The sequence below is a fragment of the Saccharopolyspora sp. NPDC045941 genome (assembly GCF_056431445.1).
The window spans coordinates 73,467-100,162 of the sequence record NZ_JBWKKU010000006.1; the positions used below are offsets into that span (position 1 = coordinate 73,467).

Below are 26,696 nucleotides of genomic sequence, written 5' to 3' on the forward strand. Positions count from 1 at the left end.
CCCGCCCGAGCCTACCGGCCCGAACGGGTCACGCCCCAACCGGGAGGTTCGGCCGGAGGAGGCGCGCTTTTGCCGATCTCCGGGATTCGCGGTCCGGCGCCGTTGCCCGGGTGGCGGGGCGGCGTTTTCGCGCGAAAGCGGCGTTTTCCACGCCTGGCGGCGCTGTTTTCCCGCGAAAACGCCGGATCATCTGATCGGCGCGGGCTCCGCGTTCGGCAGGGGTGCCCCGTTCACGCCTCGTCGGTGCGGGTGGGGTCGGCGTCGGGGTCCCAGGAGAGGAGGCGGACCCGGCTCACCGTCTGGAGGTGGCGGCGCATGGCCGTGACCGCTGCGCGCGGGTTGCCCTCCCGGATCGCTTCGGCGATGCGTTCGTGCTGGGCCAGCGACTTGCCCGGCCGGTTGGGCTGGCGCAGCGACTCCTGGCGGCTCTCCGCGATCTCGGTCGCGATGGTGCGCATGAAGTCGGCCAGCAGCGAGCTGTGCGCGGCGGCGGTGATCGCGGCGTGGAACCGGCGGTCGCCCTCGTTGCCGAGCCCGCCTTCGGCGATCTCGCGGCGCATGTCCGCCAGCGCCGCCTCGATCTCCGCGAGGTCGGCGTCCGTGCGCCGCTGCGCGGCCAGCTCCGCGAGCTTGGTCTCCAGCGCTTCGCGCGCTTCCAGGACGTCCGGCAGGCGGCGCTTGCGCGCCACTAGCTCGGCGACGGGTTCCGCGTCCAGCGACTCGCGGCGCAGGTAGGTGCCTCCGCCGTGGCGCACCTCGACGAGGCCCTGCACCTCCAGCACCACGATCGCTTGCTTGACCGACGCGCGGCTGACGCCGAGGCGCTCCGCGAGCTCCCGCTCCGGCGGGAGCCGGTCGCCGACGCGCAGGCCGGAATCCGTCACGTGCTCCCGCAGCCGCTGCACCACCTGCTCGTACAGGCGCGGTCGGGCGAGCGGTCGCAGGGCTTCGGACACCGGGTTCCTCCAGGCCGGACGGATGGTGATCAGGCTAACACCGACCTTTTGGTCGAGTGGATGAGCCAATTTTGCCACATCCGCTTGACGCGATGTCCGAAACGGCGCAAAAGTGGTCGAGCCAGTGGACCAATGCCGGCTCGCCGGGCATCGCGGGTCCGCGGGCGGGACATTCAGGATCGTGGAGGTGGTCATGGCCGGCGCGGCGCAGGTGCTGTTCCCCAAGTTGCGGAAGCCCGATGAGAAGGAAGCGTTGCGCTTCGGCGAGAAGGCGCTGACCTACCGGGAGCTGGCGGCGGTGGCCGCCGGGATCGCGGAGCGCGTCGGGACGGCGAAGCGGATCGCGGTCTGGGCGACGGCGTCGCCGGAGACCTGCGCGGCGGTCATCGGCGGGCTGAGCGCGGGCGTCGCGGTGGTGCCGATCAACCCGAAGGTGGGGGAGCGCGAGCTCGCGCACATCCTCGGCGACAGCCGGCCGGAACTGCTGTTCGCACCGCCCGGCTTCCAGCGGCCGGAAGGCCTCGGCGACGTGCCGGTGCACGAGGTCGACCTGGCCGTGCGCGGCGGAGAACTGCCGCCGGAAGCGGACGAGGACGACCCCGCGCTGATCGTCTACACCTCGGGCACCACCGGGCCGCCGAAGGGCGTCGTGCTGCCGCGCCGCGCGATCCGCGCCAACCTCGACGCGCTGGCGGAGGCGTGGGAGTGGACCGAGCGCGACGTGCTGGTGCACGCCCTGCCGCTGTTCCACGTGCACGGCCTGATCCTCGGCACGCTCGGCCCGGTCCGGCTGGGCGGCACCGTCCACCACCTGGGCAAGTTCTCATCCGCCGCCGTGGCGGAGGAGCTCGCCGGGCCCGCGACGATGATGTTCGGCGTGCCGACCATGTACCACCGGCTGGCCGAGGACGCCGAGCTCGACCCGCAGATCGGGAAGTCGGTCGGCAAGGCCCGGCTGCTGGTCTCCGGTTCCGCGGCGCTGCCGGCGGTGGAGCACGAGCGCATCGAGCGGCTGACCGGCCAGCGGGTCGTGGAGCGCTACGGCATGAGCGAGACGATCATGAACTGCGGCGTGCGGGCGGACGGCGACCGGCGGCCCGGCTACGTGGGGCGCCCGTTCGCCGGGGTCGAGCTGAAGCTCGTCGACGAGCAGGGCGGCGAGATCACCGCCAGCGACGACGAGACCGTCGGCGAGATCCTGGTGCGCGGCTCGAACCTGTTCAGCGGCTACCTGAACCGGCCGGACGCCACCGAGGCGGCGTTCGCCGACGGCTGGTTCCGCACCGGCGACGTGGCCACCCGCGCGCCGGACGGCTACGTCCGGATCGTCGGCCGCAAGGCCACCGACATCATCAAGAGCGGCGGCTACAAGATCGGCGCGGGCGAGATCGAGAACTGCCTGCTGGAGCACCCGGCGGTCGCCGAGGTCGCGGTCACCGGCGAGCCCGACGCCGACCTGGGCGAGCGGATCATCGCCTGGATCGTGCGCGCGCCCGGTCAGGAGCCCGCCGAGCAGGAGCTGGTCGACCACGTGGCCCGCCTGCTCACCCCGCACAAGCGGCCGCGCGAGGTGCGGTTCCTGGACGCGTTGCCGCGCAACGAGATGGGCAAGGTGCAGAAGAAGGCGCTGCAGCATGGCTGAGCACACCGCTGCTCGCGCGATCGTCGAGTCGGTCAGCCGGGGGTTCGAGGAGTTCGAGCCCCCGGCCGGGCCACCGGCCGGGGACGGCCCGCTGGGCTGGCCCGGCTACGACGAGCAGCGCGCCCGCGCGACCGCGCGGACCGGCTCGGAGGAGTCGGTCCTGTGCGGTCGCGGCTGGGTAGGGCAGCGGCAGGCGGTGCTCATCGCCTTCGACTTCGCCTTCCTCGGCGGCTCGGTCGGGGAGGCGGCCGGGGCGCGCATCGTCGCGGCGTTCGAGCAGGCCCGGGAGCTGCGGCTGCCGGTGATCTCGCTGGTGGCCTCCGGCGGCAGCCGGATGCAGGAGGGGATCTGCGCCCTGCGCCAGCTGCAGGAGATCGCGCGGGCCTGCCTGCTGACCCGCCAGGACCGGATCCCGCACATCGCGGTGCTGCGCGATCCGACCACCGGCGGCATGTGGGTGGCGCTGGCGGCCGCGGCCGACGTCGTGCTGGCCTCGCCCGGCGCGGCGGTCGCCTTCGGCGGCAGCCGGGTGCGCGACGCGTCCGAAACCGGCGAGGCGTTCCACGCCGAGGGCAAGCTGGCCGATGGACAGGTGGACCAGGTCGTCGACGACGCGGAACTGCCTGCTGCGCTGGCGGACCTGGTGTCGCTGCTGCATCCGCAGCGCCTGGTGCGGCCGCCGGAACCGGCCCCGGTCCCGGCGTCGCTGGCCGGCGGCGAGCCTCCCGTCACGGGCTGGGAAGCCGTGCAGCGGGCGCGCTCGGCGGACCGGCCGCGCGCCGGGGCGTACCTGGACGCCTACTTCACCCGGCGCTTCGAGATCAGCGGCGACCGCGCCGGCGGCCGGGACGGCGGGATGATCTGCGGCTTCGGCGACCACGACGGGCGCACGGTCGCGTTCGCCGCCCAGACGGGCACCGCGAACACCCCGGCCGGGTTCCGCACCGCGGCCCGGCTGATCCGGCTCGCCGACCAGCTCGGCGTCCCGGTGCTGACCTTGGTGGACACCCCGGGCGCGGCAAACGACGCGGCGGCCGAGCACGGCGGCATCGGGCCGGCCATCGCGGAGGTGTTCGCCGCGGTCGCCGACGCCCGGGTGCCGGTGACCACGCTGGTCATCGGGGAGGGCGGTTCGGGCGGCGCGCTGGCGCTGGCCGCGCCGGAGCGGACCTGGATCACTTCGGACGCCTACTTCGCGGTCATCGCGCCCGAATCCAGCGCGGCCATCCTCAAGCGCGATCCGGCGGAGGCGCCGGACCTGGCCGACCACCTGCGGCTGCGCCCCCAGGACCTGCTGGACCTGGGCTTCGTCCAGGGCATCGCCCGCTGATGTCCACCGCGAACTCGCGGTGGACATCAGCTCGACTCCGGTGGCTACAGGGCTTCCACGGTGCAGGCGGCGGCCGTACTTCCCGCAGGGGCCGCTACCCGCACCGCCGCGCGAAACAGCCCCTACATGTGGGTGCCGCCGTCGATGCGCAGCTCGGTGCCGGTGACGAACGCGCCGTCGTCGGAGGCCAGCATCGCCACCACGCCCGCGACCGTCTCCGGCCCCGCCATGCCCTGCCCGATGGCGGGCATCAGCTTCGCGAACAGGCTCATGTCGGCGTCCTCCGGCAGGCCCGGGCCACGGCCGGTGGTCATGCCGCTGCTGATCGAGCCGGGTGCCACGGCGACCGCGCGCAGGCCCTGCTTGGCGTACTCGCCGGCCAGCGCGTGGGTGAACGACTGGATGCCGCCCTTGGAGGCCGCGTAGGCCGCCATGTAGGGGTGCGTGAAGCTCGCCGAGGTCGAGCTGAAGTTGACCACGACACCGCGTCCGGATTCCAGCAGCGCGGGCAGCGCCTCGCGGGTCATCAGGAACGTGCCGGTCAGGTTGACCGCCAGGATCGTGTTCCAGAACTCCAGCGTGGTCTCGTGCGTGTGCGCCGACCGCAGGATGCCCGCCGCGTTCACCAGCACGTCGAGCCCGCCCAGCGTTGCCACGGCGTCGGCCACGCCCGCGCGCACGGAGCTCTCGTCGGCGACGTCCACCACGGCGGTGGTCAGCCGCTCGGCGGTGCCCTTCTCGGCGGCGGTGGCGGTGGTGGCCGCCAGTCCCTGCTCGCTGCGGTCGAACCCGACGACCCGGCCGCCCTCGGCGAGGATCCGGTGCACCGTGGCCTGCCCGATGCCCGAACCGGCCCCGGTGATCAGGATGCGACGTCCTTCGAAGCGCTCCATGGGAGTTCCCTCTCTCTTGCACGGACTCGACACATCGTGTCTATGTGGCACAACATGCCACATTGCCGCCTTATTCCTAAACTGGGGGAGTGAACCTCACCGAACGCCGCAAGGCCGCCACCCAGCTGGAAATCGCCCGCATCGCCGCCGCGCTGTTCGCGGAGCGCGGCTCCGACGGCACGACAGCTGAGGTCATCGCGGAGCGCGCCGGGGTGAGCCTTCGCACCTTCTACCGCTACTTCCGCACCAAGCAGGACTCCGTCGCGCCGTTGCTGGCGTTCGGCGCCCGGCGCTGGCAGGACCTGCTGGCGGCCACGCCGCGCGACATTCCGCTGCCGGATGCGCTGGAACAGGCCGCCGAACGCGCCTTGGCCGTCCGCGACGAGGAGGACGTCGAGTCCTTCGGGTGGACGCGGGGTCTGCTGCGCGCGGCCGCCGGCGATCCCGCGCTGCTGGCGGTGTGGGCGAGGGTCAACCAGGAGTCGGAGCAGCAGCTCGTGCCGCTGCTCGCCGAGCGCGCCTCCGATGATCTGCAGATCCGCCTGCTGGCCGCGGCGGCCACGGCCGCGATCCGGGTGGCCGTCGAGGCGTGGGCGGTGAGTGATGCCCCGGCGGACGGCGCGGGGTCGGCGGCGGAGCTCGCCGTCCGCTGCATGCGCGAGCTCACTGCGGGTCTCGGCCGCTAGTTCGGCCGGGTTAGGGGGGCGCGGCAATCGTGGCGCGGCGGATCGCGCTCGGTGATCAATGCCACCTCGATGGAGGGAAGATCCGGACACGTCCGTGTTCTAAACTCAGGCTCGCCTGACAAAGGTTAGGCTTGCCTGAGTTTGCAGAAGGGCGCGATGAACCGGACGGGGATCGGCGGCAAGGTCGCCATCGTGACAGGCGCGGGCCAGGGCATCGGGGCGGCGGTGACCACCGCGCTCGCCGAGCTCGGCGCCACGGTCGCGGCGGTGGACCGAAACGGCGAGCAGGCCGAAGCCGTGGCCGCCGAGCTGACCGGACGAGGCCACGCGGTCCACGCCTACCGCGCCGACGTCGCGGACGCCGCCGCCGTCAACGATGTCGTGGACCGGGTCGAACGCACGCACGGCCCCGTCGACGTCCTCGCCAACGTCGCGGGCGTCCTGCAGGTCGGCACCGTGCAAGAGCTCACCGACGAGGACTGGCACCGCACCTTCGCGGTCAACACCACTGGGGTGTTCAACCTGTCCCGCGCGGTGTCCAGGCACATGGTCGGCCGGCGGCGCGGCGCCATCGTCACGGTCAGCTCGAACGCCGCAGGCGTGCCCCGGCACGGGATGTCCGCCTACGCCGCCTCCAAGGCCGCGGCGACGCTGTTCACCAAGTCGCTCGGGCTGGAACTCGCCGAGCACGGCATCCGGTGCAACGTCGTCGCGCCCGGCTCCACCGACACCGAGATGCAGCGCGGGATGTGGGCCGACGAGCGCGGCGCCGAGCGCGTCATCGCCGGCTCCCCGGAGACGTTCAAGGCGGGCATCCCGCTGCGCAAGCTCGCCACCCCGCAAGACATCGCCGACGCAGTCGTCTTCCTGGCCTCCGACCAGGCCGGGCACATCACGATGCACGACCTGTACGTCGACGGCGGCGCGACACTGCGCGCCTGACCACGCCTGCCGCACACCCGGAAAGGTTGCCATGACCACGATGGACAGCGAAACCGACAGCATCGGCCTCGTCGCGGACGACGAGGCGACCCGATTGCTGGCGGCGTACGAGGCAGGCTCGTCGTTCCTCTTCTCCGCGCCGCACGGCGTGCTCTTAGCCCGCGGCGTGTCCGCGATCGTCCCCAAGACCCAGTGCGCGCGCGAGGAACTGCCCCGGCGGGTGACCGACTTCCTCAACAGCGCAACGGAATTCGGCCGCCGCAACCCGATGGTGGTGGGTGCGGTGCCGTTCGGCGAGAGCCTGCCCGCGCACCTGGTGCTGCCCGACGACGTGGTCCGGGCCGCGCCGTTGAACGTCGTGGTGCCGCAGCCGTCGCGCAACGGCGCGCCGGACTGCTCCGTCCGCCCGGTGCCCGCGCCCGCCGAGTACGAGCGCGGCGTCAGCCGGGTGCTGCGGCGGCTGGAAGACGGCGAGCTGAGCAAGGTCGTCCTCGCGCGCTCCCTGGAGCTGGCCGCCGCCGAGCCGATCGACGTCCGCGGCGTGCTGCGCAACCTCGCGCTCGCGGACCCGGCCAGCTACACCTTCGCGGTGGATCTGCCGCGGCAGGGCGAGGACGGCACCCGCGACAGCTTCGGCGCGCCGCCGCCGCTGCGGCGCACCTTCCTCGGCGCCAGCCCGGAACTGCTTGTCTCCCGCCGCGGCATGCGGGTCCGGTCGAACCCGATGGCCGGTTCGCGGCCGCGCAGCACTGACCCGGTCGAGGACCGGCGCCGTGCCGCCGAACTGTCCACTTCGGACAAGGATCACCGCGAGCATGCCGCCGTCGTCGACGCGGTCGTGCAAGCGCTGCGCCCGTTCTGCCGCGACCTGCAGGTCTCCGCGCCGTCGGTGATCAGCACCGCCGCCATGTGGCACCTGGCCACCGAGATCACCGGCGAGCTCCGCGACCCGGCCACCTCCTCGCTGGAACTGGCCGACGCGCTGCACCCCACGCCCGCGGTCTGCGGCACCCCGTTGCAGCGCGCCCGCGACGTCATCGCCGAGACCGAACCGTTCGAGCGCGGCTACTACGCGGGCATGGTCGGCTGGTGCGACGCAGCCGGCGACGGCGAATGGGTGGTCGCCATCCGCTGCGCCGACATCGAGGACGATTCGATGCGGTTGTACGCGGGCGCGGGCATCGTCGCGGGTTCCGACCCGGCCGACGAACTCGCCGAGACGTCCGCGAAGTTCCGCACCGCACTGTCCGCGATGGGCCTGGACCAGGCCGTCTGAGGGGGAGAACATGACCGCATCGCTACCCGGCTGCCCCACCTGGCCGGCGGAGTTCGCGCAGCGCTACCGGGCCGCGGGCTACTGGCGCGGCTACACCTTCGGGCAGCTGCTGCGCGAACGCGCCGCCGAACACCCCGACCGCACCGCCGTCGTCGACGGCGACCGCCGCGTCTCCTACCGGGACCTCGACGTCCGCGCCGACCGGCTCGCGGCCGGGCTCCGCGAGCTCGGCGTCGGCGCGGGTGACCGGGTCGTGGTGCAGCTGCCGAACATCGCCGAGTTCTTCGACGTGTGCTTCGCGCTGTTCCGGCTCGGCGCGATCCCGGTGTTCGCGCTGCCCTCGCACCGGCTGACCGAGATCTCCTACTTCTGCGAGTTCAGCGAGGCCACCGCCTACATCACCGTCGACGTCGAGGCCGGGTTCGACCACCGGGAGCTGGCGGCCGAGGTCGTCGCGAAGGTCCCCGGCCTGCAGGTGCTGATCGCGGGTGAGCCCGGAGCTCGGGGTGCGGAGTGTCCCCGCAACGGCTTTCGCGCGCTGTCCGATGTGGACGACGAACCCGCGGAGCTCGCGGGCCCGGAACCCGGCGACATCGCCTTCCTGCAGCTCTCCGGCGGCAGCACCGGCGTGCCGAAGCTGATCCCGCGCACCCACGACGACTACATCTACTCCTTCCGCGCCAGCAACGAGATCTGCGGCGTCACCGCCGGCACGGTCTACCTCGGGGCGCTGCCGATCGCGCACAACTTCCCGATGAGCTCGCCCGGCACCTTCGGGGTGCTGCACGCCGGCGGCACCGTCGTGCTGGCCCGGCGGCCAAGCCCGGACGAGGTGTTCCCGCTGATCGAGCGCGAGCGCGTCACGCTCCTCGCGGCCGTGCCGCCGCTGGCGCTGGTGTGGCTGGACGCCGCCGCGAACACCGAGCACGACCTGTCCAGCCTGGAAGTGCTGCAGGTGGGCGGCGCCAAGTGCAGCGAAGAAGTCGCGCGGCGGGTGCGGCCGGTGCTCGGCGCCACCCTGCAGCAGGTGTTCGGCATGGCCGAGGGCCTGGTCAACTACACCCGCCTCGACGACCCCGAAGACGTCGTCCTCGGCACGCAGGGCCGCCCGATCTCGCCGGACGACGAGGTGCTCGTCGTCGACGACGAGGACAACCCGGTGGCACCGGGCGAAACCGGGCACCTGCTCACCCGGGGGCCTTACACCATCCGCGGCTACTACCGGGCCGAGGAGCACAACGCCCGGGCGTTCACCGCGGACGGCTTCTACCGCACCGGCGACGTCGTCCGGCTCACGCCGGCGGGCAACGTCGTCGTCGAAGGCCGCGCGAAGGACCAGATCAACCGCGGCGGCGAGAAGATCGCCGCCGAGGAGGTGGAGAACCACCTGCTGGCGCACCCGGCGGTGCACGACGCCGCGGTGGTGTCGATGCCCGACGACTACCTCGGCGAGCGCAGCTGCGCGTTCGTCGTGCCGCGCGGCACCCCGCCGAAGGCGCGGGAGCTGATCAAGTTCGTGCGCGAACGCGGCCTGGCCGCGTACAAGGTGCCGGACCGGGTCGAGTTCGTCGAGCAGTTCCCGCAGACCGGGGTCGGCAAGGTCAGCAAGCGCGACCTGCGGGAGACGATCTCCCGCGAGCTGGTCCCGGAGCTGCGGAACCGGACGTGAGCCGAGCGCCCGCAAACCACGACAGACAGGGAGGACCGGTGGCACTTCCGGCCATCGCACCGTACCGCGTGCCGCAGCAGGACGAGCTGCCCGAGAACCGGGTGGCCTGGCGTCCCGAACCGGATCGCGCGGTGCTGCTGATCCACGACATGGAACGGCACTTCGTCAACGCCTATCCGCGAAACAGCGAACCGCTGAACCAGGTGGTGCCGAACATCCGCATGCTGCGCGAGCGAGCCCGCGCGGCCGGCGTGCCGGTGGTGTACTGCGCGCAGCCCGGCGGCCAGACGCCGGAACAGCGCGGGCTGCAGCTGGAGTGGTGGGGCCCGGGTGTCGCCGATCCGACGCAGGAGGCGATCATCGACGAGCTGGCGCCCGGCGCCGGCGACGTGCAGCTGACCAAGTGGCGCTACAGCGCGTTCCAGCGCACCGAGCTCCGCGAGCTGCTGCGGGACTGGAACCGCGACCAGCTGATCATCACCGGCATCTACGCGCACATCGGCTGCCTGATGACGGCGGCCGAGGCCTTCCAGCAGGACGTCCAGGCGTTCCTGGCCGCCGACGCGGTCGCGGACTTCTCGCTGGCGGAGCACCGGATGGCGCTGGACTACGCCGCCAAGCGCTGCGCGGTGGTGGACACTTCGCGAGAGCTGGCGCGATCGCTGGTGCTGCACGAGTCCGAAGTGGCCTGACGAGTTTTCGGGGAGAACGTGGGAATGTCGCAGAAGTTGACGCTGGCAGACGTGCGGGCGCAGGTCGCCGAGCTGCTGTACGAGGACCCGGCGGAGCTCACCGACGAGGAGAACCTCATCGACTGGGGCCTGGACTCGGTGCGGATCATGACGCTGGTGGAGAACTGGCGCCGCCTCGGCGTCCAGATCACCTTCGCCGACCTCGCCGAACGACCGACCCTGGCGGAGTGGTGGGCGGTCCTGGAACCCAAGCTCCCGGCAGGCGAGTGACGCATCCCGGGGACGGGTGCGAAATCGCGCCCATCCCCGGGTGGACGTCGCCGCCTTTCAGTCCTGCCAGGGGACCTGGGGGGAGCGGTAGTAGTCGATGCCGGACGCCGTCATGCGCGGGCCGTGGGTGGCCAGGCGCTGGCGGAAGGACTCCCAGTCATGGGTGGACGCGGGCGACCAGCCGAGTTCGGCGATGGCCGGCAGTCGTGGGAAGGCCATGAACTCGATGTGATCGGAGTTCTCCAGGGTCTCCGACCACAGCGGGGCCTCCACGCCGAGGATGGACTCCTCGGGCACGCCCTTGAGGTAGCTGCCCGGATCCCAGCCGTAGGCGTCTGCGACCTCGATGTAGCCGGCCCAGTGCAGGCCCAGCTCGGTGTTCTCGTCGTACTTGTGGTCCAGGTAGGACAGGTTCGCCGGCGACGCCAGGATCTTGTTGCCGCGGGCGACCGCCTCGTCGAGCAGGGGATCGGTGTCGGTGGTGCCCCAGTACTGCAGCACCGCGTCGCCCTCGGGCGCGCCCTTGCCGTACTCGTGCCAGCCCAGCGCGGTCTTGCCGTACTTGGCGGGCAGCGGGATCACCCGCTCGAAGAACTGCTTGTAGTCCTCGTCGGTGGTCGAGTGCGCCTCGTCGCCGCCGATGTGCAGGTACGGGCCGGGGGTGATCGCCGCGAGCTCGCGGATGACGTCCTCGACGAACCGGTAGGTGATGTCCTTGTCCACGCAGAGCGAGCTGAAGCCCACCTCGATGCCGGTGTACAGCGGCGGCGCGACGCCGTCGCAGTTGAGCTCGGCGTAGGAGGCCAGCGCGGCATTGGTGTGCCCGGGCATGTCGATCTCGGGCACGACGGTGATGTGCCGGGACGCCGCGTACTCGACGATCTCCGCGTAGTCCTCCTGCGTGTAGTAGCCGCCCGGGCCGCCGCCGACCTCGGTGCTGCCGCCGTGCTCGGTCAGCCGCGGCCAGCTGTTGATCTGGATCCGCCAGCCCTGGTCGTCGGTCAGGTGCAGGTGCAGCCAGTTGATCTTGTAGCGGGCGACCTGGTCGATGTAGAGCTTGACCTGCTCCACGGTGAAGAAGTGCCGGGCGACGTCGAGCATCGTGGCCCGGTGGTCGAACCTCGGCTTGTCGACGATCTCGCCGCCGGGCACGGTCCACGGCCCGGACTGCTCGGTCGGGCTCTCGATCGCGGCGGGCAGCAGCTGCCGGAGCGTCTGCACGCCGTTGAACAGGCCTTCGGGGCTGCTCGCGTGGAGGCCGATGCCGTCGTCGGCCACCTGCAGGCGGTACCCGGCCGGGCCGAGCTCGGGGGATCCGTCCAGCGCCAGCGAGATCCCGCCGGAGCCCTCGTTGACCGGGACCGGGAATCCGGTGGCGGGGCGCAGGATCCCGGCCAGGTACTCGCCGACCTCGGTGGCGTCGCCGGCGGCCTCGATCGAGGTCTGCTCGGTGAGTTCGTAGGTGGTGCCGGGGGCGGGCCGCACCGACTCGGGTGCGGGGATGATGTTCTCCATCGCGGTGTTCTCCTCGGCCGGTGCGCCGCCGGCGGGCGCTACGAGCCCACCGGTGAGCAGCGCACCCGCCACGACGGCGAGCGCTGCGTTGCGCACCGTCGGTAGGGGCGGTCTGGTCATGTGCCTCGCTCCATGATCGGGGACGGCCCCATAAAGGTATAGACCATATTTGGAAGCGGCAGCCTCCAACTGGGCGTATCGGGCATGTCGAACGGTCGCCCGCCTCAACGAGCCCGGGTGAGCACCGCACCGATGGACGCCGCGGTGACGCAACCGAGCGCGACTACCTGGGACGGAGTCAGCAGCTCGGCCAGCAGCAGCAGGCCCGCCGCGGCGCCGGCCGCTGGCTCCAGGCTCTGCAGCACGCCGACGACCCTGGGCGGAATCCGGCGCAGCGCGGCCATTTCCAGCGAATAGGGCACGACCGCCGACAGCACGGCGATCCCCAGCCCGGCCAGCAGAACGGCAGGGGAGAGCAAGGCCGTCCCGGACTCGGCGATGCCGAACGGCAGCGCGATGACGGCGGCCCACGCGACGGCCAGCGCCAGCGGCGAGCCGTCGCTGCTGAGCCCGCCGGCGCGATGGCTCAGCAGGAGGTAGCAACCCATGCCGGCCGCCGACACCAGGGCGAGAGCGACGCCGATGGCCGGTAGCGGAGCGCCGATCGGGCCGCAGAACAGGAAAACACCCACCGCCGCCAGCGCGGCCCACAGCACGTCGCGCGGCCGCCGGGAGCCCAGGAGCGCTACCGAGAGCGGACCGAGCAGCTGAAGCGTGCTGGCAACTCCCACCGGGAGATGTGCCAGCGCGAGGTAGACGACGTTCATCGCCGCGATCGCCGCGCCGAACGCGATGATCAGCCCCCGCGAACGCCAACCCGGCGGGATCCGCGGGCGCCACAGGACCAGCAGCACCACGGCCGCCAGCGACAGCCGCAACGCCGCGACGCCGAGCGGCCCTGCGGCGGAGAACAGCTGCTTCCCGAAGGCCTGCCCGAACTGAACGCTGACCACAGCCCCCAGCACGAACAGGAACGGAGATGCGCCGGTAGCGGAGCGCTGCGGCGGGGTCGAAGTCTTCACGGCTGAAGCCTGGGGCTCACCGCCCGTTCAGGTCCATCTCGCATTTCTACCGTGCATTGTGAAGAATCACCTACATGATCGACCTGCGCCGGCTCCAAGTCCTCCGGGTGCTCCGGGAGGAGGGCACGGTGACCGCGACCGCGCGGGCGCTCTACCTGACGCCCTCGGCCGTCTCGCAACAACTCCGGCTGCTGTCCCACGAGATCGGTGCCGAGCTGCTGCAGCCCGAAGGCAGACGGGTCCGGCTCACGCCCGCCGCGCACATCGTCCTGGAGCACGCCGACGCGATCGCGGCCGAATGGGAGCAGGCCCGCGCCGACCTGGCCGCGCATTCCGGCGGCGCGGTCGGACAGGTCCGGGTGGGCGGCTTCGCGACCAGCTTCGGCTCGCTGCTGGCGCCCGCCGCCGCCCGGCTCCGCGACTCCCACCCGCGACTGGAGGTGCGGCTGCGGGAGACCGACATCGACGACAGCCTGCGGCTGCTGCTGGCCGAGCAGGCCGACATCGCGATCCTGCCCGTCCCGGGCACCCCGCCGCTGGACGATCCGCGGTTCGACCAGCGGCTGCTGCTCGACGACCCGCAGGACCTGGTCGTGCCCGCGGCGCACGGGTTCGCCGAGCGAGACTCCGTGCGGTTGGCCGAGACCGCGCACGAGACCTGGATCGCGCCGCACCACGACCAGTTCCAGCTGATCGAGGTCGCGTGCGGGGCGGCCGGCTTCGCCCCGCGGGTGGCGCACGAGGCGGCGGAGTGGAACTCGGTGCTGACCCTGGTGTCGCACGGGCTCGGCATCTGCCTGCTGCCCAGGCTCGCCACCGTCTCGCCGGACCACCACGTGGTGCGAATCCCGTTGCGGGACAAGCCGGTGCCGTCGCGCAGCGTCCTCACCTGCGTGCGCCGGGGCAGCCGCGCGCAACCCGCGATCGCCGCCGTCCTCCAAGCACTGGAGGAGGTCGCGCGGAACCGGCAGAGCGGGTGAGGCGTCGCGCCTACCCCTCGCCGCGCAGCGCGGGCCGCAGCTTGTCCAGCACCGCCGGGTCCTCGATGGTGGAGGGCACCCTGGTGTCGCCGGTGTCGGCGATCTCGCGCATCGACTTCCGCAGGATCTTCCCCGAACGCGTCTTGGGCAGGCCGTCCACCACCGCCACGTCGCGGAACGCCGCCACCGGCCCGATCTGCGCCCGCACCGCCGCGACCAGCTCGTCCCGCAGCGCCTCCTCGGAGATGTCCACACCGGACTTCAGCACCACGAACCCGCGCGGCACCTGGCCCTTCAGCGAATCGCGCACGCCGATCACCGCGCACTCGGCGACCGCCGGGTGCGCCGCGAGCACCGCCTCCATCGAGCCGGTCGACAGCCGGTGCCCGGCGACGTTGATCACATCGTCGGTGCGCCCCATCACGAACACGTAGCCGTCGGCGTCGACGTAGCCGTTGTCGCCGGTGAGGTAGTAGCCGGGGTAGCGCGACAGGTACGACTCGCGGAACCGCTCGTCGTCGCCCCACAGCGTCGGCAGCGTGCCCGGCGGCAGCGGCAGCTTCAGGCAGATCGCGCCGTCGGTCTCCGGCGGCAGCGGGTTCCCGGCCTGGTCCAGCACCGCCACGTCGTAGCCGGGCACCGGCACGGTCGGCGAACCCGGCTTGACCGGCATCGGCTCCAGCCCGCGCAGGTTCGCGCAGATCGGCCAGCCCGTCTCGGTCTGCCACCAGTGGTCGATCACCGGCACCCCGAGCTTCTCCGACGCCCAGTGGTAGGTCTCCGGGTCCAGCCGCTCGCCGGCCAGGAACAGCGCCCGCAGGCTCGAGATGTCGTGGCCGGCCAGCAGCTCGGCGTTCGGGTCCACCCGCTTGATCGCCCGGAACGCGGTCGGCGCGGTGAACAGCGCCTTGGCCCGGTGCTCGGCGATGACTCGCCAGAACGCGCCCGCATCCGGCGTGCCCACCGGCTTGCCCTCGTAGACCACGGTGGTCGCCCCGGTCAGCAGCGGCGCGTAGACGATGTAGGAGTGGCCGACCACCCAGCCGACGTCCGAGGCGGTCCAGAAGACGTCGCCCGGCCCGATGTCGTAGATGTTGGCCATCGACCAGCGCAGCGCGACCGCGTGCCCGCCGTTGTCGCGCACCACGCCCTTCGGCCGCCCGGTGGTGCCCGAGGTGTAGAGGACGTACAGCGGATCGGTGGCCTTCACCGGCACGCAGTCGGCCGGTTCGGCCTGCGCCAGCGCATCGTGCCAGTCCACGTCGCGCGGCCCGAGCTCCGCGCGGGCCTGCTCGCGCTGGAACACGATCACCCGCTTCGGCTGGTGCTCGGTCGCCCGCAGCGCCTCGTCGACGATCGGCTTGTACTCGACGATCCGGTTCGGCTCCAGGCCGCACGACGCGGCGACGATCACCGTCGGCCGGGCGTCGTCGATGCGCGCCGCCAGCTCCTTCGGCGCGAAGCCGCCGAAGACCACCGAATGCACCGCGCCGATGCGCGCACAGGCCAGCATCGCGACGACGGCCTCGGAGATCATCGGCATGTAGATCACGACCCGGTCGCCCGGCTCGGCGCCCTGCGCCCGCAACGCCCCGGCGAACAGCGCCACCCGGTCCAGCAGCTCCCGGTACGTCCAGCGGCGCACCTCGCCGGTCATCGCCGAATCCCAGATCAGCGCCGGCTGGTCGCCGCGCCCGTCGCGGACGTGCCGGTCCAGCGCGTTGAAGCAGGTGTTGAGCTCGCCGTCGGGGAACCACCGGAAGAACGGGTCCGCGGTGGCGTCCAGGGCCCGCGACGGTGCCCGCTCCCACTCGATCGCCGCCGCCGCGTCGAGCCAGAAGCCCTCCGGATCGGCCGAACTCCGCCGGTAGGCCTCGGCATAGGCACCCATGACCACGTTCCTCCTGCATCCGCCCCGATGTCGCCTGTCGTCCTACCGCACAACTCGGCGTAACGCCAGGGTCGCCGGTAGCGATGCGCGAAACGCTTTTGTCACAGCCGAAACACGGCCGATCGGACGAACGGCCGCGCGGACTTCGGCCGCGCTGAGCGCCGCCGGGAATCCCGGGTGCAACTCGGCGACACAACGTGTCCGTTTGGCGCTGGGCGGGTAGATCGGCGCGACAGAGCGTGCTCGTCCGAACACAATCAAGCCGAAGTCGATGATCGGGCTAACACCACGGCGCATCGCGCCGACAACCGAATCGGAGGTGCTACAACGATGAGCACGGAACCGGCCTTGTCCGCACAGGCATCCGCCGCCCAGACCGCCGCTGCCACCCGGGTCGAACCCGGCTGCGGCCCCGCGGCCACCGAACTGCCCACCGCGCCGTGCAGCGTGGTGTGGAGCGGTGGCCACTCCTACGTCCTCGAAGGCTCCACCGGGGCCCGCTGGGCGGGCGTCGACGACCGCGGCAGGGCCCGGTTTCTCACCGATGCGGACCTCCGCCGCCGCGGCTGGAGCCGCACCAGGGCGTAACCGCGCCCGGTGGCCGACGGCTCCCGCCGTGGAGCAGCCCGATCGACCGGCTTCGCGGGAGCCCGGCCGCCAAGTGTGTTGTGCGAGGAATGTGAGACCCTGATCTGGTCGGGATGCACAAGTTGCGTCCGAAGCGAGGGCAGGACGCACAACCATTCAGGGGAGGCTCGTGGTGCAGGATGCTGAGCGCACCACGGAAGACACCACGAGCGGGGATCGCGGGATGAATCCCGATCCGGCGGGGCAGGGCCCCGCGGCGGAGCGCCCCGATCCGGGCATGGCCCGGATACGGGAGGCCGCCGCCGGCGTGTGGGCCGATCCATGGTGGACACTTCCGAACCTGCTCAGCGTGATCCGGCTGGCCGGCGTTGCGGTGTTCCTCTGGCTGCTGCTGGGCCCGAAGGCCGACCTGCTCGCCCTGCTGGTGCTGGTGATCAGCGGCATCACGGACTGGCTCGACGGCAAGCTCGCCCGCTGGCTCAACCAGTACAGCCGCATCGGCGAGCTCCTCGACCCGGCCGCCGACCGCCTCTACATAGTCGCGACCCTGGTGGCCTTCGTGCTGCGCGACGTGGTGCCCTGGTGGGTCGCCGCCGCGCTGGTCATCCGCGACGTGGTGCTGACGCTCTGCCTGCCGGTGCTGCGCTGGCACGGCTACGAACCGCCGGAGGTGCACTACCTCGGCAAGGCCGCGACGTTCTGCCTGATGTACGCGTTCCCGCTGTTGCTGCTGGTGCAGGAGGACTTCCCGCTGTCCGAAGTGGTCCGACCGATCGCCTACGCCTTCACCTGCTGGGGCGGCGCGCTCTACCTGTGGGCCGGCATCCTCTACCTCGGCCAGGTGATGGCGGCGGTCCGCCAGGCCCGCGCCAGACCGGCCTGAGCGCCGTCCGGACGTCCCGCGCGAAGGGCGCCGCTCGCCGAGCCGAATCGGCGGGCGGCGCCTTTTCGCGTCGCGCGCTGGAGGGTCGCCTTGCGGCCTGCGCCGCGTGGTGAATACGCTCGCCGAGCCGATCACGCGAACCTCCGTGACCGGTGATCCACAGCACCAGCGGAGCAGGGAGGCGGGACCACGTGGCGGCCCCGGACGAGATCAAGTACACCGAAGAGCACGAGTGGATTCAGCGCACGGCTGACGACAAGGTGCGCATCGGTATCACCGACTACGCCCAGCAGCAGCTCGGCGACGTGGTGTTCGTGCAGCTGCCGGACCTCGGCCAGCAGGTCACCGCCGGCGATTCGATGGGCGAGGTGGAGTCGACCAAGAGCGTCTCGGAGATCTACGCGCCGGTCACCGGCGAGGTGGTGGCCCGCAACGAGCAGCTGGAGGACGAGCCGGAGTTGGTCAATTCGGCTCCGCTGGACGACGGCTGGATGGTCGAGCTCAAGCTCGCCGACCCGGCGCAGCTGGACGGTCTGCTCGACGCCGCGGCGTACCAGAAGCTGACCGAATCCTGATCCGACCAGGCAAGATCGTCGGTCTGTCAGGGGCCGAGAGGAAGATGTCGGGAGTCCCGCGTCCCGTGTCTGTACCTGCACGGTACGTTGGGCACATACTTGGCACGATCTATCCGCGTAGAGGAGAGCTCAGGTGAGCCAATTCCCCGGCCACGGCGACGTTCCGCCGGAGCAGTCACCGGAGACCACCTCGGTCTTCAGGCCCTTCCTCTCGGAGCCGGAGAGCACCGAGAGTGCGTCCCCGGAGCCCGCCGCCGCATCCGGGGTCGATGCGCTGCCCGCAGGGTCCGCCCTGCTGGTGGTCAAGCGCGGCCCCAACGCGGGATCGCGATTCCTGCTGGACCGGGAGACCACCAGCGCGGGACGGCACCCGGACAGCGACATCTTCCTCGATGACGTCACGGTTTCCCGCCGGCACGCCGAGTTCCGGCGCGAGGGCAACGACTTCGTGGTCGTCGACGTCGGCAGCCTCAACGGCACCTACGTCAACCGGGAGCCGGTCGACACCTCGGTGCTGGCCAACGGCGATGAGGTGCAGATCGGGAAGTTCCGGCTGGTGTTCCTGACCGGCCCGATCGATGGGGGCCCGGGCGCCCGCTGAGGGGCCCTTGGACCGACTAGTCCATCCGCCAGCGGGGCGGCGCCGAAGCGGCGTCGCCCCGCTGGCGCGTGAAGGTAGTGCGCAGCCGAGATCGACTGACTTCCCGCGCGGGGAATTTCCCGCCGTCGCAACCGGTTTCCACGTTGTAGCGGCCGCCTTTCGACCGGTCCGGCGGACGGGTCGGCGGTGTATCGTGCTGGTAATGCTCGATGAAGAGCTCAGCCAGCGGTTCGGACCAGATGCACCGGCAGGAAGGCCGCGGATTCGGTGGTCGACCAGACCGCTAAAGGGATGGGCGTGTCCGCCGCAACGCGGGTAGCGTCGGAGGCGTCGGTGCGCGATCCTCGACGGGGATGTCACGCTTCGGCGCGCTGGAGGAGGCGATGTGACGATGAGCAGCGAGATGCGCGTCGTCGGCGTGCGAGTTGAACTACCAGCAAACCAGCCGATTCTGCTGTTGCGCGAGGCGCACGGCGAGCGTTACCTGCCGATCTGGATCGGCTCGGTCGAGGCGACCGCCATCGCGCTGGAGCAGCAGGGTGTGCGGCCGCAGAGACCCCTTACCCACGACCTGTTGAAGGACGTCATCGGCGCCCTCGGGCGCGACCTGGAACAGGTGCGGATCACCGACCTGCAGGACGGCACCTTCTTCGCCGAGCTGGTGTTCGACGGGGATGTGCGGGTCTCCGCGCGGCCGAGCGACTCGGTGGCGCTGGCGCTGCGCATCGGGGTGCCCATCCACGCCGACGAATCGGTGCTGGACGAGGCGGGGCTGATCATCCCGGACGAGCAGGAGGACGAGGTGGAGAAGTTCCGCGAGTTCCTGGACTCCGTCTCCCCGGAGGACTTCCGCGGCGCCGACACCTGAGCCCGCCGATCGACCGACGACACAGCCCGGCCCCTGTCTGCGCGAGCAGGCGGGGGCCGGGTCGTCCGGGTGCCCCGCGCGTCGCGTTGACCTCCTCGCGGGGCAGGCATACCGTCGAACTTACGCGAATTGCCCCGGTGTGATTCGGCCGCTGGGCGGTGTTCGCGGCCTCGGACCGCGATGGTCCGGGAGCTGGTGATCGTCGTCGTCGGCTTCGTGCCGGACGAGGGGAGGCAGGCGTGGTCGAGGAAGCGTCCAACCGGGATGCTGCCGTGGAGCAGGGCGAGCTGTTCCCCGACGCCTCGCTGCCGGACGAACTGGTCGGCTACCGGGGTCCGGCCGCCTGCCAGATCGCCGGCATCACCTACCGCCAGTTGGACTACTGGGCGCGCACCAAGCTGGTCGGCCCGTCCATCCGCGGCGCAGCCGGCTCCGGCTCGCAGCGGCTGTACTCGTTCAAGGACATCCTGGTGCTCAAGGTGGTCAAGCGACTGCTGGACACCGGGGTGTCGCTGCACAACATCCGGGTCGCGGTGGAACACCTGCGCAACCGGGGCGTGCAGGACCTGGCCAGGCTGACGCTGTTCAGCGACGGGACGACGGTCTACGAGTGCACCTCTGCCGAGGAGGTGGTCGACCTGTTGCAGGGTGGCCAAGGAGTGTTCGGCATCGCCGTCAGCGGTGCGATGCGCGAGATCAGCGGCACGATCCACGACTTCCCGGCGGAACGGGCCGACGGCGCGGAGCTGGTCCCGATGGACGACGAGCTGTCCCGTCGGCGGCGCGACCGGCAGGCCGAGACCGGCTGAGCCGACCGGCCCCCGACCGGGTGGTGTGCGGCCGGTGACATCGCTGGTCCGCTCGGACCCCCTGATCGGGTAAGCTGCGGCACATCGCCGACCCCGTGCGGGAGAGTCCGGCCCGGCCTAGGCCGCGGTCGGCGCCGAAGGAGCAACCCTCCCCGCCAACCTCTCAGGCCACCTGGACCGCACGGGCGAGATACCTCTGGAAAGAGGGTGCACCACGGCCGTGGTGCACCCCGCCGACGGTGCAAGCCCGGTTCCCGGGTGAAGCTCTCAGGCGTTCGCTTCGCGGACAGTGACAGAGGGGGAGAGCAGGGCAGTTCCGGCTGCCTGCCGCCCTTTGCCGCCGCGACGATTGAGGTTTGGCGATGACCGACGTGACCCACGACCGCATTCCCCTGGCCGCCCTGGAGCACGGCACGCCGTTCGCCGACCGGCACGTCGGCCCGATGCCGGCCGAACTCGCGCGCATGCTCGACGTGATCGGCGTCGGCTCGCTGGAGGAGCTGGGGCAGAACGCCGTGCCGGACACGATCCGGGAAGGCGACCTGCAGCTGGCGCTGCCGGAGCCGGCCACCGAGTCCGAGGCGCTGGCCGAGCTGCGCGAGCTGGCGCGCCGCTGTCGCCCGCACACCGAGATGATCGGGCTCGGCTACTACGGCACGGTCACGCCGCCGGTGATCCTGCGCAACGTGCTGGAGAGCCCCGCTTGGTACACGGCCTACACGCCGTACCAGCCGGAGATCTCGCAGGGCCGGCTCGAAGCGCTGCTGAACTTCCAGACGATGGTGGCTGACCTGGCCGGGGTGCCGGTGGCCAACGCGTCGATGCTCGACGAGTCCACCGCCGCGGCCGAGGGCATGACGCTGGTGCGCCGCGCGGGCCGGTCGAAGTCGCCGCGGTTCGTGGTGGACGCCGACACGCTGCCGCAGACCATCGCGGTGATCGGGACCCGCGCGGAGCCGCTGGGCATCGAGGTCGTCGTCGCCGACCTCGCCGCGGGCGCGCAGGCGTTGCCGGACGGCGAGTTCTTCGGCGTGCTGCTGTCCTACCCGGGCGCTTCCGGCGCGGTGCGGGACCACGAGGAGATCATCGCGGAGGTCCACCGGCGCGGCGCGAAGGTCGTCGTCGCGGCCGATCTGCTGGCGCTGACGCTGCTGCGCTCGCCCGGCGAGATCGGCGCGGACGTGGTGGTCGGCAGCACCCAGCGGTTCGGCGTGCCGATGGGCTTCGGCGGCCCGCACGCCGGGTTCATGGCCGTGGCCAAGGGCTTCGAACGGCAGCTGCCGGGGCGGTTGGTCGGCGTGAGCGTCGACGCCGACGGCAACCAGGCCTACCGGCTGGCGCTGCAGACCCGCGAACAGCACATCCGCCGCGAGAAGGCCACCAGCAACATCTGCACCGCGCAGGTGCTGCTGGCCGTCGTGGCCTCGATGTACGCGGTCTACCACGGCCCGGCCGGGCTGCGGTCGATCGCGACCCGCGCGCACCGGATGGCGGCGGTGCTCGCCGAGCAGCTGCGCCGCGGCGGCGTCGAGGTGCTGCACCAGGAGTTCTTCGACACGATCTTCGTGAAGGTGCCGGGCAAGGCCGACGACGTCGTCGCCAGGGCCCGCCGGGGCGGCATCAACCTCCGCCGCGTGGACGCCGACCACGTCGGCATCAGCTGCGACGAGACCACCACGCGGGCGCACCTGGCGACGGTGTGGCAGGCCTTCGGCGTCACCGGCGGTGACGTCGACGAGCTCGACATCGAGACGCCGGACGCGCTGCCCGCGGCGCTGGAGCGCACCTCGGAGTACCTGACCCACCCGGTGTTCCACACCCACCGCTCCGAGACCTCGCTGCTGCGCTACCTGCGGCGGCTGTCGGACAAGGACATCGCGCTGGACCGCAGCATGATCCCGCTGGGCTCGTGCACGATGAAGCTCAACGCGACGGCCGAGATGGAGCCGATCACCTGGCCCGAGTTCGGTTCGCTGCACCCGTTCGCGCCCGCGCAGGACGCCGAGGGGCTGCTGTCGATCGTCAAGGACCTGGAGACCTGGCTGGCCGAGGTCACCGGCTACGACGCGGTGAGCCTGCAGCCCAACGCCGGCAGCCAGGGCGAGTTCGCCGGCCTGCTGGCGATCCGCGCCTACCACCGCAGCCGTGGTGACGAGGACCGGGACCTGTGCCTGATCCCGGCGAGCGCGCACGGCACCAACGCCGCCAGCGCCGTGATGGCCGGGATGCGGGTGATCGTGGTCCGCTGCGACGACGCCGGCAACATCGAGCTCGACCACCTGCGCGAGCTGGTCACCGAGCACGCCGACGACCTCGCCGCGATCATGATCACCTACCCGTCCACGCACGGCGTGTACGAGGACACCGTGCGCGAGGTGTGCGGGCTGGTGCACGACGCGGGCGGCCAGGTCTACGTCGACGGCGCGAACCTCAACGCCCTGATCGGCCTCGCGCGGATGGGCAAGTTCGGCTCCGACGTCTCGCACCTGAACCTGCACAAGACGTTCTGCATCCCGCACGGCGGTGGCGGTCCGGGCGTCGGCCCGATCGGCGTGCGTGAGCACCTCGCGCCGTTCCTGCCCAACCACCCGCTGCAGCCCGCCGCCGGACCGGCGACCGGCGTCGGCCCGATCAGCGCCGCCCCGTGGGGCAGCGCCTCGATCCTGCCGATCTCCTGGGCGTACGTGCGGATGATGGGCGCCGACGGCCTGCGCCGGGCGACGCTGACCGCGGTCGCAGCCGCCAACTACGTCGCCCGCCGCCTCAACAACTACTTCCCGGTGCTCTACACCGGCAAGGGCGGCTTCGTCGCGCACGAGTGCATCCTCGACCTGCGGCAGATCAGCAAGACCAGCGGCATCACCGTCGACGACGTCGCCAAGCGGCTGGCGGACTACGGCATCCACGCGCCGACCATGTCGTTCCCGGTGGCCGGGACGCTGATGGTCGAGCCGACGGAGAGCGAGAACCTGGCGGAGCTGGACCGGTTCTGCGAGGCGATGATCGCGATCCGGGCGGAGATCGACAAGGTCGTCGCCGGGCAGTGGCCGGCCGACGACAACCCGTTGGTGGGTGCCCCGCACACGGCGGCGTCGCTGGCCAAGGACTGGAACCACGCCTACTCCCGCGAGGAGGCGGCCTACCCGCTGGGCACCGACGTGACGAAGGTCTGGCCCCCGGTGCGCCGCATCGACGGCGCGCGAGGCGACCGCAACCTCGTCTGCTCCTGCCCGCCCCTGGATGCCTACCAGGCGTAACAGCTGTCGATACGCCTTTTGCGAAAGAGGTGCAGCGACGCCCCCGGACCGCTGTTGCGGCCGGGGGCGTCGTGGTGTCCGGGGCCGGTGACACGCCGGGGGCGGTTCGGTTTGCGTCGGGGCGGCGGCTGATGACACGGTGGCCCCTTCAAACCGACCGGCTCGGAGAAGGGGTTGAGCACAATGCTCACCATCAGCGAGAGCGCTGCAGAGGTCATCAAGCTCGTCCTCGTCGGCGGCGACTCTCCGGAAGGTTCCGGCCTGCGCATTGCGCCGGCGGGCGAAGGACTGCAGGCGTCGATCGCCGCCGAACCGCAGTCGGGCGACGAGGTGGTCGAGGTATCCGGTGTGCGGGTGTTCCTCGAACCGCAGGTCGCCGCGCTGCTCGGCGACAAGGTGCTGGACGCCGAGCGGGACTCCAACGGCGAACTGGCGCTGGCAGTCCGAGACTGACCGAACGGACTCGAACCGTCGTCCTGGGCGTTATGCCCGGGACGACGGCTTTTCTCGCCGGACTGCGATCTAGGACTCCTGCCAGCTACTGGTGATTGCGGTATTGCGGCAACTACTCTCGATGCGCAGCTGTTCCGGTCAGGAGGGAGCGCGTCGTGCCGACCACCACGCTCGCCATGCACATGAGCGACGGGTTGCTCAACGCGCAGACGGCGGTGCTGTTCGCGGCCGTGGCGATAGCCGGGCTGGCGGTCGCGCTGACCAAGGCGCGGGCCGACCTGGACGACCGGACGGCGCCGATGGCGGGGTTGGTCGCCGCGTTCGTCTTCGCCGCGCAGATGATCAACTTCCCGGTGCTGCCCGGCGTCAGCGGGCACCTGCTCGGCGGGGCGCTGGCGGCGATCCTGGCCGGGCCGTGGGTCGGCGCGCTGTGCGTGGCGATCGTGCTGGTGGTGCAGGCGCTGCTGTTCGCCGATGGCGGGCTGACCATGCTGGGCGCCAACATCACCAACATGGCGCTGATCGGCACCGCCGCCGGCTACCTCGTCGCCCTCGCATTGCGCCGCTTCGCGCGGCGGAGCCGGGCCGGTCTGCTGATGACCGCCTTCGTCGCGGCCTGGGTGAACACCGTCGCCGCCTCCGGCGGCTTCATCCTCGAATACGCGGTCGGCGGCGCGGCCGGTTTCGGCCTCGGCACGGCCGCGGTCGCGATGGTCGGGGTGCACTGCCTGATCGGCATCGGCGAGGGCGTGATCACGGCGGCCACGGTGGGTGCCGTCGCGGCTGCCCGACCGGACCTGGTCCACCTGCTGCGGACCGCGAAGCAGACGGAGGAGAACGTGCGATGAGCGCCCCACGTCGGCGTTTCCTGCTGGTCTTCGGCCTGTTCATCCTCGTCATCGCGGGTGGCGTGGCCTACTTCGCGGACTCCGACCCCGACGGGCTGGACGCGGTCACGCAGCGCGGCTGCACCGTGGTCGAGACCGAGCAGGGCGAGCAGCTGGAAGGGCAGTGCATCGCCCAGCACGCCCAGGACCACGCGTTCTCCGGCGGCCCGCTGGCGGACTACACCGTCGGCGGGGATGACCGCTGGACCGGGGTGGCCGGGGTGATCGGCGCGGTGGTCACGCTCGGCGCCGCCGGCGGGTTGTTCTGGGGCCTGCGGCGCCGGACCGGGGGCGAATAGCGGTGGGAGCCGGTCACGCCGGCGCGCTGCACCTGCCCGGCGACTCGGTCCTGCACCGGTCGGCGCCCGAGGTCAAGATCGTGGCGGCCTTCCTGGTGGTGCTGTGCGTGGTGGCGACGCCGCGCGAGGTGTTCTGGGCGTTCGGCGGGTACGCGCTGCTGCTGTTCGGGCTCGTGCTGGTGGCTCGGGTTCCGCTGCGCTGGCTGGCCGGCCGCCTGCTGATCGAGGTGCCGTTCGTGGTGCTCGCGCTGGTGCTGCCGTTCACCGCGGGCGGCGCGACCACCGAGGTGGCGGGCCTGGCGCTGTCCACCGGTGGCCTGCTGGCGGGCTGGAACATCCTGGTCAAGGGCACGCTCGGGCTGGCCACGTCGGTGCTGCTGGCCGCCACGACCGCGCCGCGCGAGCTGGTGGTCGGGTTGCAGCGGCTGCGGGCGCCCCGGCTGCTGATCACCATCATCACGCTGATGCTGCGCTACGCCGAGGTGATCGTCGCCGAGGCCAAGCGGATGCGGGTCGCGCGCATCTGCCGCGGGCACGATCCGCGGTTCCTGTGGCAGCTCGGCGCGACCGCGCGCGGGATCGGGAGCCTGTTCATCCGCTCCTACGAGCGGGGCGAACGCGTGCACCTGGCGATGGTGTCGCGGGGCTGGAGCGGCGCGATGCCCGAGCTGGGGGAATCGCGCCGGACATCACCGGCGACGTGGTGGCTGGGCATGGCGCCACCGGCCGTCGCCGCCGTCGTGCTGGGAGTGGCCTTGTGGACCGCCTGACCGAACCCCTGCCGGAGCGCACCACCGAGCCGGCGGCCGTGCCGGCGCTGGAGGTGGCCGGGCTGGCGTTCCGCTACCCGGACGGGCACCGCGCGCTCAGCGGCGTCGACCTGCGCGTCGAGCGCGGGGAGCGGGTCGCGGTGCTCGGCCCCAACGGGGCGGGCAAGACCACCATGACGCTGCACCTCAACGGGGTGCACACGGCCGAGTCGGGGAGCATCCACGTCGGCGGGCTGCCCGTGGATTCGCGGAACCTCAAGGAGATCCGCCGTCGCGTCGGGCTGGTGTTCCAGGATCCCGACGACCAGCTGTTCATGCCGACGGTGCGCGAGGACGTCGCGTTCGGCCCGGCGAACTTCGGCGTGCGCGGCGAGGAGCTGGCCGAGCGCGTGCGGTTGGCGCTCGACGCGGTGGGCATGGCCGAGCACGCAGACCGCTCGCCGCTGCATCTCTCCGGCGGCCAGCGCAAGCGGGTCGCGCTGGCCGCGGTGCTCGCCTGCCGTCCCGAGCTGCTGGTGCTGGATGAACCGTCGTCGAACCTCGAACCGGTGGCCCGGCGCGAACTCGCCGAGGTGCTGCTGGACTGGGGCGGCACGATGCTCATGGTCACCCACGACCTGCCGTACGCGCTGCAGCTGTGCCCGCGCAGCGTGCTGATCGACGACGGAGCGGTGGTCGCCGACGGCCCCACCGCGGAACTGCTGTCCGACGCGGAGCTGCTGGCCGCGCACCGCCTCGAACTTCCCTACGGATTCCGGGTTCCCTGAGCCCATCCCCGCCTTCGGACGTCTTGACCCCACCTGTTCGCGAGGTGAGGGTAAGCGGGTCTGTCGCAGCGTGGCGAGGAGGCACCGATGGCTTCGGTGGAAACCGTTCGCGGAC

Annotated in this window: 26 protein-coding genes and 1 riboswitch; of the genes, 21 read left to right on the forward strand and 5 right to left on the reverse strand. The window is 71.8% G+C overall.

What is annotated here, in order from left to right; genetic code table 11:
- Nucleotides 1–230: 230 nt before the first annotated feature.
- A complete protein-coding gene (locus tag AC07FN_RS06655) occupies nt 231–956 on the reverse strand; it encodes a FadR/GntR family transcriptional regulator (RefSeq protein WP_478394712.1) in 726 nt (241 codons plus the stop codon).
- A gap of 193 nt (nt 957–1,149) precedes the next feature.
- On the opposite strand from AC07FN_RS06655, the gene AC07FN_RS06660 reads away from it, so the two are divergent.
- Together AC07FN_RS06660 and AC07FN_RS06665 are read left to right on the forward strand one after the other, a co-directional pair.
- The gene (locus AC07FN_RS06660) at nt 1,150–2,598 is read left to right on the forward strand and encodes an acyl-CoA synthetase (protein ID WP_478394822.1); all 1,449 of its coding nucleotides are present in this window, start codon (nt 1,150–1,152) and stop codon (nt 2,596–2,598) included.
- Nucleotides 2,591–3,928, forward strand: coding sequence for a carboxyl transferase domain-containing protein (locus AC07FN_RS06665; RefSeq protein ID WP_478394713.1), 1,338 nt, complete (start codon nt 2,591–2,593; stop codon nt 3,926–3,928). The genes AC07FN_RS06660 and AC07FN_RS06665 overlap by 8 nt, the downstream gene beginning before the upstream one ends.
- 122 nt (nt 3,929–4,050) lie before the next feature.
- Here AC07FN_RS06665 and AC07FN_RS06670 read toward each other — a convergent pair whose 3' ends face one another.
- Nucleotides 4,051–4,821: an SDR family NAD(P)-dependent oxidoreductase gene (locus AC07FN_RS06670; protein WP_478394714.1), complete on the reverse strand. Its 771-nt coding sequence runs from the start codon at nt 4,819–4,821 to the stop codon at nt 4,051–4,053.
- Between the two features lie 89 nt (nt 4,822–4,910).
- Here AC07FN_RS06670 and AC07FN_RS06675 point away from each other — a divergent pair, with 89 nt between their 5' ends.
- The 6 genes from AC07FN_RS06675 (at nt 4,911) to AC07FN_RS06700 (ending at nt 10,356) form a co-directional block, all read left to right on the forward strand.
- Entirely contained in the window at nt 4,911–5,507 is a 597-nt protein-coding gene (locus AC07FN_RS06675; RefSeq protein WP_478394715.1) for a TetR family transcriptional regulator, read from the forward strand.
- A 156-nt stretch (nt 5,508–5,663) separates the two neighbouring features.
- The gene (locus AC07FN_RS06680) at nt 5,664–6,449 is read left to right on the forward strand and encodes a 2,3-dihydro-2,3-dihydroxybenzoate dehydrogenase (protein WP_478394716.1); all 786 of its coding nucleotides are present in this window, start codon (nt 5,664–5,666) and stop codon (nt 6,447–6,449) included.
- A gap of 31 nt (nt 6,450–6,480) precedes the next feature.
- Complete coding sequence (dhbC, locus tag AC07FN_RS06685; RefSeq protein WP_478394717.1) at nt 6,481–7,725, forward strand: isochorismate synthase DhbC; 1,245 nt, start codon at nt 6,481–6,483, stop codon at nt 7,723–7,725.
- 10 nt (nt 7,726–7,735) lie between these two features.
- Nucleotides 7,736–9,394, forward strand: coding sequence for a (2,3-dihydroxybenzoyl)adenylate synthase (locus AC07FN_RS06690; protein WP_478394718.1), 1,659 nt, complete (start codon nt 7,736–7,738; stop codon nt 9,392–9,394).
- Between the two features lie 38 nt (nt 9,395–9,432).
- Nucleotides 9,433–10,086: an isochorismatase family protein gene (locus AC07FN_RS06695; protein ID WP_478394719.1), complete on the forward strand. Its 654-nt coding sequence runs from the start codon at nt 9,433–9,435 to the stop codon at nt 10,084–10,086.
- Between the two features lie 24 nt (nt 10,087–10,110).
- Nucleotides 10,111–10,356 carry a phosphopantetheine-binding protein gene (locus AC07FN_RS06700; RefSeq protein ID WP_235883503.1) on the forward strand — a complete coding sequence of 82 codons (246 nt, stop codon included), beginning with the start codon at nt 10,111–10,113 and terminating at the stop codon, nt 10,354–10,356.
- A 57-nt stretch (nt 10,357–10,413) separates the two neighbouring features.
- Here the strand turns inward: AC07FN_RS06700 and AC07FN_RS06705 are convergent, their stop codons facing one another.
- Both AC07FN_RS06705 and AC07FN_RS06710 read right to left on the reverse strand, forming a co-directional pair.
- Complete coding sequence (locus AC07FN_RS06705) at nt 10,414–11,991, reverse strand: beta-N-acetylhexosaminidase (protein WP_478394720.1); 1,578 nt, start codon at nt 11,989–11,991, stop codon at nt 10,414–10,416.
- A 104-nt stretch (nt 11,992–12,095) separates the two neighbouring features.
- Nucleotides 12,096–12,953, reverse strand: a complete 858-nt coding sequence (locus AC07FN_RS06710) for an EamA family transporter (protein WP_478394721.1) — start codon at nt 12,951–12,953, stop codon at nt 12,096–12,098.
- 74 nt (nt 12,954–13,027) lie between these two features.
- On the opposite strand from AC07FN_RS06710, the gene AC07FN_RS06715 reads away from it, so the two are divergent.
- Nucleotides 13,028–13,933, forward strand: a complete 906-nt coding sequence (locus tag AC07FN_RS06715) for a LysR family transcriptional regulator (protein WP_478394722.1) — start codon at nt 13,028–13,030, stop codon at nt 13,931–13,933.
- A gap of 10 nt (nt 13,934–13,943) precedes the next feature.
- Here AC07FN_RS06715 and AC07FN_RS06720 read toward each other — a convergent pair whose 3' ends face one another.
- On the reverse strand, nt 13,944–15,824 hold the full coding sequence (locus tag AC07FN_RS06720; protein WP_478394723.1) for a propionyl-CoA synthetase: 1,881 nt from the start codon (nt 15,822–15,824) through the stop codon (nt 13,944–13,946).
- A 330-nt stretch (nt 15,825–16,154) separates the two neighbouring features.
- On the opposite strand from AC07FN_RS06720, the gene AC07FN_RS06725 reads away from it, so the two are divergent.
- The 12 genes from AC07FN_RS06725 (at nt 16,155) to AC07FN_RS06780 (ending at nt 26,581) form a co-directional block, all read left to right on the forward strand.
- On the forward strand, nt 16,155–16,412 hold the full coding sequence (locus AC07FN_RS06725) for a hypothetical protein (protein ID WP_452614047.1): 258 nt from the start codon (nt 16,155–16,157) through the stop codon (nt 16,410–16,412).
- Between the two features lie 169 nt (nt 16,413–16,581).
- The gene (gene clsA / locus AC07FN_RS06730) at nt 16,582–17,295 is read left to right on the forward strand and encodes a cardiolipin synthase ClsA (protein ID WP_478394724.1); all 714 of its coding nucleotides are present in this window, start codon (nt 16,582–16,584) and stop codon (nt 17,293–17,295) included.
- 191 nt (nt 17,296–17,486) lie between these two features.
- Nucleotides 17,487–17,870: a glycine cleavage system protein GcvH gene (gene gcvH, locus AC07FN_RS06735; protein WP_478394725.1), complete on the forward strand. Its 384-nt coding sequence runs from the start codon at nt 17,487–17,489 to the stop codon at nt 17,868–17,870.
- A gap of 133 nt (nt 17,871–18,003) precedes the next feature.
- Nucleotides 18,004–18,471 (forward strand): glycogen accumulation regulator GarA, encoded by a 468-nt coding sequence (gene garA, locus AC07FN_RS06740; protein ID WP_101376763.1) that lies wholly within the window; start codon nt 18,004–18,006, stop codon nt 18,469–18,471.
- A 391-nt stretch (nt 18,472–18,862) separates the two neighbouring features.
- Nucleotides 18,863–19,339 carry a bifunctional nuclease family protein gene (locus tag AC07FN_RS06745; RefSeq protein ID WP_029534961.1) on the forward strand — a complete coding sequence of 159 codons (477 nt, stop codon included), beginning with the start codon at nt 18,863–18,865 and terminating at the stop codon, nt 19,337–19,339.
- A 239-nt stretch (nt 19,340–19,578) separates the two neighbouring features.
- Entirely contained in the window at nt 19,579–20,148 is a 570-nt protein-coding gene (locus AC07FN_RS06750; RefSeq protein WP_132484337.1) for a MerR family transcriptional regulator, read from the forward strand.
- An 88-nt stretch (nt 20,149–20,236) separates the two neighbouring features.
- A riboswitch (glycine riboswitch) is annotated at nt 20,237–20,338 on the forward strand.
- A 172-nt stretch (nt 20,339–20,510) separates the two neighbouring features.
- Complete coding sequence (gene gcvP, locus AC07FN_RS06755; protein ID WP_478394726.1) at nt 20,511–23,405, forward strand: aminomethyl-transferring glycine dehydrogenase; 2,895 nt, start codon at nt 20,511–20,513, stop codon at nt 23,403–23,405.
- 183 nt (nt 23,406–23,588) lie between these two features.
- Entirely contained in the window at nt 23,589–23,858 is a 270-nt protein-coding gene (locus AC07FN_RS06760; protein ID WP_358568854.1) for a HesB/YadR/YfhF-family protein, read from the forward strand.
- Nucleotides 23,859–24,034: 176 nt separating this feature from the next.
- Nucleotides 24,035–24,706 (forward strand): energy-coupling factor ABC transporter permease, encoded by a 672-nt coding sequence (locus tag AC07FN_RS06765; RefSeq protein WP_478394823.1) that lies wholly within the window; start codon nt 24,035–24,037, stop codon nt 24,704–24,706.
- A complete protein-coding gene (locus AC07FN_RS06770) occupies nt 24,703–25,044 on the forward strand; it encodes a PDGLE domain-containing protein (protein WP_452614051.1) in 342 nt (113 codons plus the stop codon). Before AC07FN_RS06765 ends, AC07FN_RS06770 begins: the two co-directional genes overlap by 4 nt.
- 2 nt (nt 25,045–25,046) lie before the next feature.
- On the forward strand, nt 25,047–25,814 hold the full coding sequence (gene cbiQ / locus AC07FN_RS06775) for a cobalt ECF transporter T component CbiQ (protein WP_478394727.1): 768 nt from the start codon (nt 25,047–25,049) through the stop codon (nt 25,812–25,814).
- The gene (locus AC07FN_RS06780; protein ID WP_478394728.1) at nt 25,802–26,581 is read left to right on the forward strand and encodes an energy-coupling factor ABC transporter ATP-binding protein; all 780 of its coding nucleotides are present in this window, start codon (nt 25,802–25,804) and stop codon (nt 26,579–26,581) included. Before cbiQ ends, AC07FN_RS06780 begins: the two co-directional genes overlap by 13 nt.
- The last annotated feature ends 115 nt before the right edge of the window (nt 26,582–26,696 follow it).